13 protein-coding genes are annotated in these 12470 nt (G+C 71.2%); 2 read left to right on the forward strand and 11 right to left on the reverse strand.

Going from position 1 to position 12470, the window contains the following annotated elements:
* Nucleotides 1-378 precede the first annotated feature (378 nt).
* The 4 genes from prmC to V5F67_RS03245 all read right to left on the reverse strand — a co-directional run bounded on the left by prmC (nt 379) and on the right by V5F67_RS03245 (nt 5954).
* On the reverse strand, nt 379-1245 hold the full coding sequence (gene prmC, locus V5F67_RS03230) for a peptide chain release factor N(5)-glutamine methyltransferase (protein ID WP_394021133.1): 867 nt from the start codon (nt 1243-1245) through the stop codon (nt 379-381).
* A gap of 25 nt (nt 1246-1270) precedes the next feature.
* Nucleotides 1271-2347 carry a peptide chain release factor 1 gene (gene prfA / locus V5F67_RS03235; protein ID WP_394021134.1) on the reverse strand — a complete coding sequence of 359 codons (1077 nt, stop codon included), beginning with the start codon at nt 2345-2347 and terminating at the stop codon, nt 1271-1273.
* Between the two features lie 7 nt (nt 2348-2354).
* On the reverse strand, nt 2355-4622 hold the full coding sequence (gene ptsP / locus V5F67_RS03240) for a phosphoenolpyruvate--protein phosphotransferase (protein ID WP_394021135.1): 2268 nt from the start codon (nt 4620-4622) through the stop codon (nt 2355-2357).
* 72 nt (nt 4623-4694) lie between these two features.
* A complete protein-coding gene (locus V5F67_RS03245; RefSeq protein ID WP_394021136.1) occupies nt 4695-5954 on the reverse strand; it encodes an aspartate kinase in 1260 nt (419 codons plus the stop codon).
* Nucleotides 5955-6306: 352 nt separating this feature from the next.
* Between V5F67_RS03245 and V5F67_RS03250 the strand changes: the two genes are divergently transcribed.
* Complete coding sequence (locus tag V5F67_RS03250) at nt 6307-6717, forward strand: HIT domain-containing protein (protein WP_394021137.1); 411 nt, start codon at nt 6307-6309, stop codon at nt 6715-6717.
* A gap of 143 nt (nt 6718-6860) precedes the next feature.
* Here V5F67_RS03250 and coaA read toward each other — a convergent pair whose 3' ends face one another.
* Genes coaA through hisB form a run of 7 tightly spaced genes read right to left on the reverse strand, consistent with a single transcriptional unit; the run spans nt 6861 to nt 11459 of the window.
* Nucleotides 6861-7832 carry a type I pantothenate kinase gene (coaA, locus tag V5F67_RS03255; protein WP_394021138.1) on the reverse strand — a complete coding sequence of 324 codons (972 nt, stop codon included), beginning with the start codon at nt 7830-7832 and terminating at the stop codon, nt 6861-6863.
* A gap of 21 nt (nt 7833-7853) precedes the next feature.
* A complete protein-coding gene (locus V5F67_RS03260) occupies nt 7854-8180 on the reverse strand; it encodes a phosphoribosyl-ATP diphosphatase (RefSeq protein ID WP_394021139.1) in 327 nt (108 codons plus the stop codon).
* A 36-nt stretch (nt 8181-8216) separates the two neighbouring features.
* The gene (hisF, locus tag V5F67_RS03265) at nt 8217-8993 is read right to left on the reverse strand and encodes an imidazole glycerol phosphate synthase subunit HisF (protein WP_394021140.1); all 777 of its coding nucleotides are present in this window, start codon (nt 8991-8993) and stop codon (nt 8217-8219) included.
* A 5-nt stretch (nt 8994-8998) separates the two neighbouring features.
* Complete coding sequence (hisA, locus tag V5F67_RS03270) at nt 8999-9736, reverse strand: 1-(5-phosphoribosyl)-5-[(5-phosphoribosylamino)methylideneamino]imidazole-4-carboxamide isomerase (RefSeq protein WP_394021141.1); 738 nt, start codon at nt 9734-9736, stop codon at nt 8999-9001.
* The gene (gene hisH / locus V5F67_RS03275; RefSeq protein WP_394021142.1) at nt 9724-10374 is read right to left on the reverse strand and encodes an imidazole glycerol phosphate synthase subunit HisH; all 651 of its coding nucleotides are present in this window, start codon (nt 10372-10374) and stop codon (nt 9724-9726) included. Before hisH ends, hisA begins: the two co-directional genes overlap by 13 nt.
* Entirely contained in the window at nt 10371-10856 is a 486-nt protein-coding gene (locus V5F67_RS03280; RefSeq protein ID WP_394021143.1) for a DUF2628 domain-containing protein, read from the reverse strand. The genes hisH and V5F67_RS03280 overlap by 4 nt, the downstream gene beginning before the upstream one ends.
* A 9-nt stretch (nt 10857-10865) precedes the next feature.
* The gene (hisB, locus tag V5F67_RS03285; protein WP_394021144.1) at nt 10866-11459 is read right to left on the reverse strand and encodes an imidazoleglycerol-phosphate dehydratase HisB; all 594 of its coding nucleotides are present in this window, start codon (nt 11457-11459) and stop codon (nt 10866-10868) included.
* Nucleotides 11460-11615: 156 nt separating this feature from the next.
* Here hisB and V5F67_RS03290 point away from each other — a divergent pair, with 156 nt between their 5' ends.
* Nucleotides 11616-12407: an alpha/beta fold hydrolase gene (locus V5F67_RS03290; RefSeq protein ID WP_394021145.1), complete on the forward strand. Its 792-nt coding sequence runs from the start codon at nt 11616-11618 to the stop codon at nt 12405-12407.
* Nucleotides 12408-12470 lie beyond the last annotated feature (63 nt).

The following is a 12470-nucleotide window of genomic DNA, read 5'->3' on the forward strand; positions in this document are numbered from 1 at the left end:
CGTTGGCGCCCGCGCCGGTGAGCATGCGGAAGTGCCCTTAAGAGTTCAGGATCAGTCCGATCATCGAGCCCCGATCCGCGCCTCCGGCGCGGCCGCCCAATCTGACACACCGCGTCACGGCCTCATGCCGGAGCGCGTCTTACCCGGTGAAACGATCGTTCCGCGAGAGGATTGCACGGGCGCAGCGTTCGCGCGCCATCGACCACGATCCTCCATGGCGTCCGAAACGTCCCTACGAGATTTCGGAAGCCCGCACCGCCCCTCTGGGCAGGTACCTCGGCTCGATTCCTGAAAAGGACACTAGCCAGTTCCCTCGCCCGATCCAAGCGTTTTTTTCCCGGCCGCCGCTGCCCCGCTTTCGCCTAAATCTGTGCTGGCTCACGATTTGCGCGCGGCGAGGGCACGGGGAATGCCAGCGAGGTCGGCCCGCGCGGGGCCGGTGATTTCAAGCTTTGCCTCGCGCAGCAGCCGTGCCACGGGCGGTTCCTGGCCGATTCCCAGCTCAAGCACCAAAATACCGCCCGGAATGAGCAGGCGGCGCGCCTCCCGGGCGATGGCGCGGTAGGCGTCCAGGCCGTCCGGGCCGCCGTCGAGGGCGAGCCCCGGGTCGTGCAGGCGCACCTCGGGCTCGAGGCCGGGGAGGTCCGCGGTGGCAATGTAGGGCGGATTGGAGACCATCAGGTCGAAGGCGCCCGACAGCGCCTCGCCCCAGCGCCCGACCGCCAGCCGCGCGCGGCCGGCGAGGCCGAGGCGCGCCAGATTGTCGCAAGCGGTGCGGGCCGCGCCCTCCGACAGGTCCACGCCGATGCCGAAGGCGTTCGGCAGCTCCTTGAGCAGCGCCGCGAGGATGGCGCCGGAGCCGGTGCCGAGATCCAGGATGCGCAGCCCGGCGGCACGATCGGCGATGGCGGCGAGCGCCGCCTCCACCACGGTCTCGGTGTCCGGGCGCGGCACCAGGGTCTCGGGGGAAAGCGCGAAGTCCAGGCTCCAGAACTCCCGCCGCCCGAGGATGCGGGAGACTGGCTCGCCGGCGAGCCGCCGGGCCAGGAAGGTTTCGGCGCGGCTCCGCGCGGCCGGCTCCGGGCGGTCGGCGGCGCGGGCGAGGACCTGCGCCGGCTCGAGCTGCGCCGCCGCGCACAGGAGCAGGCGCGCCTCGGTATCGGCGGCGGCGATGCCGGCGGCCTTCAGGCGGCCGGCCATGGCGCGCCGCAGCGCGCCGAAGGTCGTGGGGGCGTCGTCGCCCATGGTGCTCGGCTCCCTCGACGTCGGCTCACGCTTCGTCTGCGGCCGCCATCAGCGCCGCCTGGTGCTCGGTGACCAGCGCGTCGACGATCTCGTCGAGCGCGGTGCCGGCGATCACCTCCTCGAGCTTGTAGAGCGTGAGGTTGATGCGGTGGTCGGTCACCCGCCCCTGCGGGAAGTTGTAGGTGCGGATGCGCTCGGAGCGGTCGCCGGAGCCCACCTGGCCCCTGCGCTCGGCGGCGCGGCCCGCCTCCTGGCGCTGGCGCTCCTCGTCCAAAAGGCGTGCGCGCAGCAGCGCCATGGCGCGCGCCTTGTTGCGGTGCTGGGAGCGCTCGTCCTGCACCACCACCACGGTGTTGGTGGGCAGATGGGTGATGCGCACCGCGCTCTCGGTCTTGTTGACGTGCTGGCCGCCGGCGCCCTGGGCGCGGAACACGTCGATGCGCAGGTCGGCCTCGTCCACCTCCAGGTCCACCTCCTCCGCCTCCGGCAGCACCGCGACGGTGGCGGCGGAGGTGTGGATGCGCCCGCCGGCCTCGGTGGCGGGAACGCGCTGCACCCGGTGGACGCCGCTCTCGAACTTGAGGCGGGCATAGGCGCCGCGCCCGTGGACGGCGGCGACGATCTCCTTGAAGCCGCCCATGGTGCCCTCGCTTTCCGACAGCACCTCGACGCTCCAGCCCTTCTCGGCGGCGTAGCGGGCATACATGCGGTAGAGGTCGCCGGCGAACAGGGCCGCCTCGTCGCCGCCGGTTCCGGCGCGCACCTCGAGGATCACGCCGCGCTCGTCCATGGCGTCCTTGGGCAGGAGCGCGAGGCGCACCTCTCGGGTCAGCTCCTCGATGCGGGCGTGAAGGCGCTCCACCTCGCCCTCGGCGAGGGCGCGCATCTCCGGATCGCCCTCGGCGGTCAGCTCGCGCGCGTCGGCGAGGCCGCGCTCGGCCGCCCTCAGCGCCCTGACCTGCGCCACGACCGGTGACAGATCGGAAAACTCGCGGCCGAGCCGGGCGATGTCCTCGCCAGTCGCGCCCTGGGCGAGGGCGGCCTCGATCTCGGCATGGCGCGCGACCAACTGGTCGAGCTTGGCAAGCGGCAGGGTGCTCATCGGCCGCTTATAGCGCGAGCCCGCTCGCCAGGGCGAACGCCCTGAGCGTGGCGCGGATGTCGACCGTGCCGGTGCGATCGTCGAGCAGCGGCAGCAGGACCTTGCGCGCCGCCGCCACGTCCAGCTCCAGCAGCGTCGCCTTCACCGGGCCGATGGAGGCGGGCGAGACCGAGAGCGAGCGATAGCCGAGCGCGGCGAGCGCCACCGCCTCCAGCGGCCGCGAGGCCAATTCCCCGCACAGCGTGATCGGCTTGCCGTGGCGCGATCCCGCCTCCGCCACCATGCGGAAGGCGCGCAGCGCCGGCGCCGACAGCGGGTCGAACCGGTCGGCGACCCGCATGTTGGAGCGGTCGGCGGCATAGAGGAACTGCACCAGGTCGTTCGAGCCCACGGAGAGGAAGTCGGCCCGCGCCAGGATCTCGTCCAGCTGGAACAGCAGCGAGGGCACCTCCACCATGGCGCCGACGAACACCCGGTCCGGCAGCCCGTGGCCGTGCTTGCGCAGATGGGTCAGCTCGCGCTCGACGATGGCGCGGGCGTGGTCGAACTCCTCCACCGCCGCCACCATCGGAAACATCACCCGCAGCTCGCGCCCGGCGCCGGCGCGCAGCAGCGCGCGCACCTGGGAGCGCAGGAGGCCCGGCCGGTCGAGGCCGAGGCGGATGGCGCGCCAGCCCAGCGCCGGGTTCTCCTCCTCCACCGCCCGCATGTAGGGCAGCACCTTGTCGCCGCCGATGTCGAGGGTGCGGAAGGTCACCGGCCGCTCGCCCGCCGCGTCCAGCACCGCCCGGTAGAGCTTCAGCTGCTCCGAGATGCGCGGGAAGGTGGAGGCGATCATGAACTGGAGCTCGGTCCGGAACAGGCCGATGCCCGAGGCGCCGGTCTCGGCGATATGGGGCAGGTCCACCAGCAGGCCGGCATTGAGGTGCAGATCGATATGCAAGCCGTCCTTGGTCACGGACGGACGGGTGCGCAGCGCCGCGTACTGGGCCTGCCGGCGGGCGCGGTAGCGCACCTTCTCGGCATAGGCCTCCTCCACGTCGCCGGGCGGGCGCAGGTGCACCTCGCCGGCCTGGCCGTCGACGATGACCGGGTCGCCCTGGTCGGCGAGGCCGGCGGCGTTCTCCACCTGGCCCACCGCGGCGATGCCGAGCGCGCGGGCGACGATGGTGACGTGGCTGGTGGTGCCGCCCTCCTCCAGCACCAGGCCGCGGATGCGTGCGCGGTCGTAGTCCAGGAGTGCCGCCGGGCTCATGTTGCGGGCGACCAGGATGGCGTTCTCGGGCAGCGCCTCGCGCTCCATGCCGCGGCCGCGGCCGGTCAATTCGCGCAGCAGGCGGTTGGCGAGGTCGTCGAGGTCGTGCAGGCGCTCGCGCAGATAGGGGTCGGAGGCGCGCATCATGCGGGCGCGGGTGTCCGACTGCACGCGCTCCACCGCGCCCTCGGCGGTGAGGCCCGAGAGCACCGCCTCGCGCATCTTGTGCATCCAGCCCCGGTCGTGGGCGAACATGCGGTAGGCTTCGAGGATGTCGCGATGCTCGCCGGCCTTGGACAGCCCGTCGTCCTCCAGCATGGCGTCGATGGCGTGGCGCAGCTTGCCGATGGCGGCGTCGAGCCGCTCGGTCTCCTTCATCACGTCGTCGGCGATGACGTTCGTCACCTTGATGCGCGGCTCGTGCAGCACCACGTAGCCGAGCCCGAGCCCGTCGGCGAGCGGCACGCCCTTCAGGTGCACGGGGCGGCGGATGGCGGGCTCGGCGCCGGGCTTGGCGAGCGCGGTCAGCTCGCCCGAGGCGATCATCTCCGCCAGCACCATGGCGGTGGTCTGGAGCGCCTCGATCTCCTCTTCCGTGTAGGTGCGCCGCGCCCGGTTCTGCACCACCAGCACGCCCAGCGTGTTGCCGCCGCGCAGGATCGGCACGCCGAGGAAGGAGTTGTAGATCTCCTCGCCCGTCTCCGGGCGGTAGGCGAACTCGGGATGGGCCTGAGCGTCGGAGAGCGCCAGGGATTCGGCCTCGCGCGCCACGTGGCCGACGAGGCCCTCGTCCACCCGCATGACGGTCAAGTGAACCGCGTCCCGGTTCAGGCCTTCGGTGGCGTACAGCTCAAGGGTCTGATCGACGCGCAGCACGTAGACCGAGCACACCTCCGCGACCATGTTGGCGGCGATGAGCACAACGATCTTGTCGAGGCGGTCCTGCGCGCTGACCGGCTCCGCCATCACCTCGCGGAGGCGGCGGAGCAGCACGCGGGGGCCGCCGAGCGCGCCACGCATCGGCCGCATCCTCAAGGTTGGCGGGAAACCCGCGGGGATTTCAGTGAACGGCGCGCCCCCGCCTGTCCGCTCTCAGCTGTCGAGCCCGTATAGCGAATGGAGAGTCCGCACCGCAAGCTCGGTATAGGCCGCATCGATCAGGATCGAGATCTTGATCTCGGACGTGGTGATGGCGCGGATGTTGATGCCCTTGGCCGCGAGCGCCTCGAACGCCTTGGCGGCGACGCCGGCGTGCGAGCGCATGCCGATGCCGATCACCGAGACCTTGGTGACCTCCATCGCGCCTTCGAGCGCCTGGTAGCCGACCTGCGCCCGCGCGCCTTCCAGCACCGCCTTGGCGCGCTCGAAATCGGCGGAAGGGACGGTGAAGGTGATGTCGGTGAAGCCGTCCGCCGAGACGTTCTGGACGATCATGTCCACGTTGATATGGGCCTCGGCGAGCGGGCCGAACACGGCGGCGGCGATGCCGGGCTTGTCCGCCACCCGGCGGATGGAGACCTGGGCCTCGTCCTTGGCGAAGGCGATGCCGGTGACCACCTGCGATTCCATCTGGTTTGCCACGATCTCCTCCTCGTCGCAGATGAGCGTGCCCGCGGTCTCGACGTGCGCCATCTCCGGCGCGTCGGGGTCGACGAGGCTGGAGCGCACGAACGTGCGCACATTGTGCACCATGGCGAGCTCGACCGAGCGCACCTGGAGCACCTTGGCCCCCAGCGAGGCCATCTCCAGCATCTCCTCGAAGGCGATGCGGTCGAGCCGCCGCGCCTTCGGCACCACGCGCGGATCGGTGGTGTAGACGCCGTCCACGTCGGTATAGATGTCGCAGCGCTCGGCGCCGAGCGCCGCCGCCACCGCCACCGCGCTGGTGTCCGAGCCGCCACGGCCGAGCGTGGTGAGCCGGCCGGAGGCCGCGTGCATGCCCTGGAAGCCGGCGATCACCGCCACCTCGCCGCCGTCCACCGAGGCCCCGAGCGCGGCGCCGTCGATCTCCAGGATGCGGGCGGAGCCGTGGGCGTCGTCGGTGAGGATCGGGATCTGCCAGCCCTGCCAGGAGCGGGCCGGAACGCCCATCTCCTGGAGCGCGATGGCGAGCAGGCCGCTCGTCACCTGCTCGCCGGAGGCGACCACGGCGTCGTATTCGCGCGCGTCGTAGAGCGGGGCGGCCTCCTTGCACCAGGCCACCAGCTCGTTGGTCTTGCCGGCCATGGCCGAGACCACCACCGCCACCTGGTATCCGGCCTCCACCTCGCGCTTCACGTGGCGCGCCACGTTGCGGATGCGCTCCAGGTTGGCGACCGAGGTGCCGCCGAACTTCATCACCAGCCGAGCCATGGCTCGTGCCTTTCTCTCACTGAAATTGGGAATCGAGGGCTTGCTCTGGAAAGGGCGCGCGGGGCGCCTGCCGCGCGGGCGTCATTTTCGCCGGCGCATGGACAGGGCGCCGCGAGCGGCGCCGGTGTCCTCGATCCTCATGCTGGCGGAGCGGTGCATCCCTTTGGCCCTGCCGCGCGGGTTCGACGTTTCGCGCGGCGTTTCGCGCTTCCTAGCCGCAACGGGGGCCTGGGGCAACCCGGCCGGCGGAATCGGGTGTCGCACCGGCGGGCCAAGGCCCAGGGGGGCTTGATCGGACGCGGATGATCGCCGATCAAGCCGCCGATCGCTCCACCTTGCCGAGGCCCGGCCCATGGCTTCCTTTTCGCTCGACCCGCGTCTTGAGGGCGACGGCCCGGTGGTCGCCGAGCTTCCCCTGTGTCAGGTCCGCCTCGTGGACGACGCGCGCTTCGTCTGGCTGGTGCTGATCCCCCGCCGGGACGGCCTGGTGGAGATCCTCGATCTTCCGGCCGCCGACCGCGCGGTGCTGATGGAGGAGATCGCGGCGGTGGGGGCGGCGGTGAAGGCGGCCTCGGGCTGCGCCAAGCTCAATGTGGCGGCGCTGGGGAACATGGTCAGCCAGCTGCACGTGCACGTCATCGGGCGCAATCCCGGCGATGCCGCCTGGCCGGGGCCCGTCTTCGGCTTCGGCGCGCGCGAGCCCATGGCGCCGGAGGCGATGGCCGCGCGCCTTGAGACGCTGCGCGGCGCGCTGGCGCCCTGAGCGCGCCGGGCCGTCCGATCCGGCCGGCGGAGCGCGGCACAAAGGGAGAAAGACGCCGGGCCGGCGATTCGCGCCCGGTTCGTTCCCACCTCGTTCGGACCGTTCCTGTGCGCCCGTCCCATCACGGGACAGGCCCTCGGCCCTCACAGGCGCCGCAGGCTCACCTCCGCCACCTCGTGATCGCCGGCCTTGCGCAGGATCAGGTCGGCACGCTGGCGGGTGGGCAGGATGTTCTCGACCAGGTTCGGCAGGTTGGTGCGCCGCCAGATGGCGAGCGCGGTGGCGTTCGCCTCCTCCTGGGTCAGCTGCGAGTAGCGGTGGAAGTAGGAGAGCGGGTCCTTGAACGCGGTCTCCCGCAGCCGCATGAAGCGCTCCACGTACCAGCGCTCGATCACGTCCTCGTCGGCGTCGATATAGACCGAGAAGTCGAAGAAGTCGGAGACGAACGGGATCGCCTTGCCGTCCTTCGGCGGGCGGGTGGTCTGGAGCACGTTCAGCCCCTCGACGATGAGGATGTCCGGCCGCTCCACCTCCACCGTCTGGTCTGGCATGACGTCGTAGAAGAAATGCGAGTAGAGCGGCGCGCGCACCGGCCGGCGGCCGGCCTTGATGTCGGTGAGGAAGCGCAGCAGCAGCGGCAGGTCGTAGCTTTCCGGAAAGCCCTTCTTCTCCATCAGCCCCTCGCGGTCGAGCACGGCGTTGGGCAGGAGGAAGCCGTCGGTGGTGACGAGGCCCACCTTCGGCGTGTTGGGCCAGCGGGCGAGCAGCGCCTGGAGCACGCGGGCGGTGGTGGACTTGCCCACCGCCACCGAGCCGGCGACGCCGATGATGTAGGGCACCTTGCCCTCGCCGTTCGCCTCGTGCTCGCGCTGGTCGAGGAAGTGGCTCATGGCGCGGAACAGCTTCTGCGTCGCCCCCACATAGAGCGAGAGCAGGCGCGAGAGCGGCAGGTAGATCTCCTCCACCTCCTTGATGGAGAGGTGGACGCCGAGGCCCTGCAGGCGCTCGATCTCCTCCGGCCGCAGCGTGAGCGGCGTGTCGCGGCGCAGCGCCGCCCATTCCTCGCGCGAGAAGGTGCGGTAGGGCGAAAGGGCGGGATCCATGCGCTGGTCCATGGGGAAAGGCGTGCTCCCGTCTCAGTCCGGCTTGCGGGCGGCCTTCTCGGCGAGGCCGGACTGCCCGGTGCGGCGGGCAAGCTCGGCCTCGACCTCAGAAAGCGTCACGCCGCGCGCGGCCAGGACCACGAGCAGATGGTAGAGCAGATCGGCGCTCTCGGCGATCAGCGCCTCGTCGGGGGCGGACAAGGCGGCGATCACCGTCTCCACCGCCTCCTCGCCGAGCTTCTGGGCGCATTTGGCGACGCCCTTGTCCAGCAGCGAGCGGGTGTAGGAGCTGCCGGCGTCGGCCGCGGCGCGCGCGGCGATGATCCGCTCCAGGTCGGCGAGGGTGAAGGGCGCGCTCATGCGATCCTCGCTGGGCGGGAAAAGACGGGGCTGCACTCACACATCGAGGCGCACCGGCAGGCCGGCCTCCTTGAGGTGTTCCTTGGCCTCGCGCACCGTGAAGGTGCCGAAATGGAAGATCGAGGCGGCCAGCACCGCCGAGGCGCCGCCCTCGCGGATGCCGTCCACCAGGTGGTCGAGCGTGCCCACGCCGCCGGAGGCGATCACCGGCACGTGCACCGCATCCGACACCGCGCGGGTGAGCGCGCAATCGAAGCCCTTGCCGGTGCCGTCCCGGTCCATGGAGGTGAGCAGGATCTCGCCGGCGCCGAGGTCCACCACCTCGCGGGCGTACTGGATCGCGTCGATGCCGGTGGGGGTGCGCCCGCCGTGGGTGAAGATCTCCCAGCGGTCCTCCTCGCCCTCGGCCGACACCTTCTTGGCGTCGATGGCGACGACGATGCACTGCTCGCCGAACTTCTCCGCCGCCTCGCCCACGAAGGCGCGGCGGCTGACGGCGGCGGTGTTGATGGAAACCTTGTCGGCGCCCGCATGCAGCAGGATGCGCACGTCGTCCACGGTGCGCACGCCGCCGCCCACGGTCAGCGGCATGAAGCACTGCTCGGCGGTGCGGCGCACCACGTCGAGGATGGTGCCGCGGTTCTCGTGGCTGGCGGTGATGTCGAGGAAGGTGAGCTCGTCGGCGCCGGCGGCGTCGTAGGCGCGCGCCGCCTCCACCGGGTCGCCGGCGTCGCGCAGGTCCACGAACTGGACGCCCTTGACCACGCGGCCGTCCTTGACGTCGAGGCAGGGGATGACACGGACTTTCAGCATGGCGCCTACCGTCCCGCCACCAGCGCCAGCGCCTCGCGGGCGTCGAGCCGGCCGTCATAGAGCGCGCGGCCGGTGATGGCGCCTGAGACCTTGGCGGCGGCGGGCTCCAGCAGCGCCTCGATGTCCTTGAGCGAGGCGAGGCCCCCCGAGGCGATCACCGGCAGCGCCACCGCCTCGGCGAGCGCCACGGTGGCGTCGATGTTGAGGCCCTTCAAGAGGCCGTCGCGGGCGATGTCGGTGTAGATGATGGCGGAAACGCCGGCATCCTCGAAGCGCCTGGCGATCTCCACCGCCGAGAGCTTGGAGGTCTCCGCCCAGCCTTCCACCGCCACGAAGCCGTCGCGGGCGTCGAGGCCCACCGCCACCCGGCCGGGATGGGCCTTCGCCGCCGCCTTCACGAAGTCGGGGTCGCGCACCGCGGCGGTGCCGAGGATGACGCGGGTGACGCCCTTCTCCAGCCAGGCCTCGACGGTCGCGAGGTCGCGGATGCCGCCGCCGAGCTGCACCGGGATCGAGACCGTCTCCAGGATGCGCTCCACCGCGGCCGCGTTCACCGGCTTGCCGGCGAAGGCGCCGTCGAGGTCAACGAGGTGCAGATAGCGGAAGCCGAGGGTCTCGAACTCGGCGGCCTGGGCGGCGGGGTCGCGGTTGAACACGGTCGCGCGCGCCATGTCGCCCTGCTCCAGGCGCACGGCGAGGCCGTCCTTCAGGTCGATGGCGGGAAACAGGATCACGGGTGCCACTTCAGGAAATTGGCGAGGAGCGCGAGGCCCAGGGTCTGGCTCTTCTCGGGATGGAACTGGGTTCCGGCCACGTTGTCCTTCGCCACCACGGCGGTGATGGTGCCGCCATAGTCGGTGGTGGCGACGAGGTCGAGGCCGTCGGCCGGCTTCAGGTGGTAGGAATGGACGAAATAGGCGTGCAGCCCGCCCTCGCCGGAGGGCACGTGCGCCAGCAGCGGGTGCTCGCGCGCCACCTGGAGCGTGTTCCAGCCCATGTGCGGGATCTTCAGCGCTGGGTCGGCAGGAGCGATGCGGTCCACCTCGCCGCGGATCCAGCCGAGGCCGTCCGTGACGCCGTGCTCCAGGCCGCGCTCGGCCAGGAGCTGGAGCCCGACGCAGATGCCGAGGAAGGGCCGGCCCTTCTCCTTCACCGCCTCCGTCATCGCCTCCACCATGCCCGGCACGGCGTCGAGCCCGGCGCGGCAGTCGGCGAAGGCGCCGACCCCCGGCAGGACGATATGGTCGGCGCGGCGCACCACGTCCGGGTCGGAGGTGACCAGGACCGGCTGCTCGCGCCCGGCCTCGCGCGCGGCGCGCTCGATGGCCTTGGCGGCGGAGTGCAGGTTGCCGGAATTGTAGTCGACGACGGCGACGGTCATTGGGGGTAGGCCCCCGGGAAGCTGCCTATGATGCCCGGGCCGGCATGGCGCGGCGGCTCGGACGGCGCGAAGGCGGCCGGGCGCGGGCGCTCGGGCAGGCGCGCGGTCCAGGCGTCGAAGAAGCGCCGCTCCGCCTCCGCCCGGTCGCGCGCCACCACGACGCCTTCCTCGGCGAAGCCGCGACGGGCGAGCTTGCGCACCCGAAGCGACGGCAGCTCGAAGCCGAGCAGCACGTGGAAGCCGGCCATCACCACGAACGCGACCGTGCCCGAGATGCCGGCCTTGGCGGTGACGAAGCCGAGCAGGGCCGCCACCGCCACATAAGCGAGGAAGGGCAGCCACAGGCGGTAGCGCAGCAGCACGAACGGGGCGAGGAACAGCGCCGCGACCGAGAACTTCTCCCGCACGAAGGCGACGCGCTCGGCCGCCACCTCGGCGCTCTCGCCGGGCTCGACGCGGGACAGCACGCTCCAGGTGGCCATGGCCGGCTCCTAGTTTCCGAGCGAGCCCTTGGTGGAGGGCACCTCGCCCGCCGCCGTGGGATCGATGGCCACCGCCTGGCGCAGCACCCGGGCGAGGCCCTTGAAGCAGCTTTCGGCGATGTGGTGGGCGTTCACCCCGTAGAGCGTCTCCACGTGCAGCGTCACGCCGGCGTTCGAAGCGAAGGCCTGGAAGAACTCGCGCACCAGCTCGGTGTCGAACGCGCCGATCTTCTGCGCCGGGAACTCGGTGCGGAACACCAGGAACGCCCGGCCGGAAATGTCGATGGCGACGCGGGTCAGCGTCTCGTCCATGGGCATCAGCACGTCGGCGTAGCGGGTGATGCCGCGCATGTCGCCGAGCGCCTTGCGGAACGCCTGGCCCAGCGCGATGCCCACGTCTTCCGTGGTGTGGTGGAAGTCCACGTGGAGATCGCCGTCCGCCTTCACCGTCAGGTCGAAGCGGGCGTGCCGCGCCAGAAGGTCGAGCATGTGGTCCAGGAAGCCGATGCCGGTGGCAATGTCCGAGCGTCCCTTGCCGTCGAGGGCGACGGTGAGGGCGATCTTCGTCTCCTTGGTCTCGCGGGCGATCTGAGCCGTGCGCATGGAACTCCTCCAAGGCCGCGGGTTCTAGCAGCAACGGTGCTGCAACGCCATATGGCGATGAGATGACGGTTTATGCGCCGGTCGGGCGCGGCCCTCGCTCCGCCGCGCGCCCTGTGCCATAGGCTTGGGGGCGGATGCCCCGAGCTGGAGGAGCGAATGCCGACCATCACCCATGACGGCCTGACGATCGACTATTCCGTCACCGGCGAAGGTCCGCCTTTGCTCATCATCTCCGGCCTGTCGGCGGAGCGCTCCTTCTGGGGGCTGACCCGGCCGCTGCTGTCGGGGTTCACCCTGATCGAGTTCGACAACCGCGACATCGGCAAGAGCGCGCGGGCCAAGGCCTCCTATGCGGTCGCCGACATGGCGGGCGACGCGCTGGCCGTGCTCGCGGCCTCCGGCTTCCAGAAGGCGCACGTCATGGGCCACTCGCTGGGGGGCATGATCGCCCAGGAGATGGCACTCGCGGCGCCGGAGAAGGTGGACCGGCTGGTGCTTGCCAACACCATCGCCCGCAACGACCTCTACACCACGGAGATCATGCGCCTGCTCAAGGAGCTGCGGCTCCAGCTCGACAACGAGCTGACCTTCGGCGCGGTGCTCACCTCCTTCGTCATCGGCATGCACACGCTCAAGGCCGTCCCGCTGTTCGCCGCGGTCCAGCAGTCCCTCGACGCCGGGCTCTACCAGGAGAAGGACGCCTTCCTGCGCCAGCTCGACGCCTGCGTCGCCTATGACGGGCTGAACCGCATCGGCGCCATCAAGGCGCCCACCCTCGTCATCTATGCCGACGACGACCGCCTCTTCTCCCCGGCCATGGTGCGGGAGGTGGCGAACGCCATTCCTGGCGCGCAGATCGACGAGATCCTCGACAGCGGCCATTGCCCGATGGTGGAGGCGCCCCAGAATTTCGCCACCATCGCGCGCGCCTTCCTGAGCGCGGGGTGAGCGCGCCAAAAGTGGTCCCGATCCCTGCGGGCGTTTGATCGAGGCCGTTGCGTCCCCGGCGGA

The organism is Xanthobacter pseudotagetidis (genome assembly GCF_043194795.2).
Lineage (GTDB): Bacteria > Pseudomonadota > Alphaproteobacteria > Rhizobiales > Xanthobacteraceae > Xanthobacter > Xanthobacter tagetidis_A.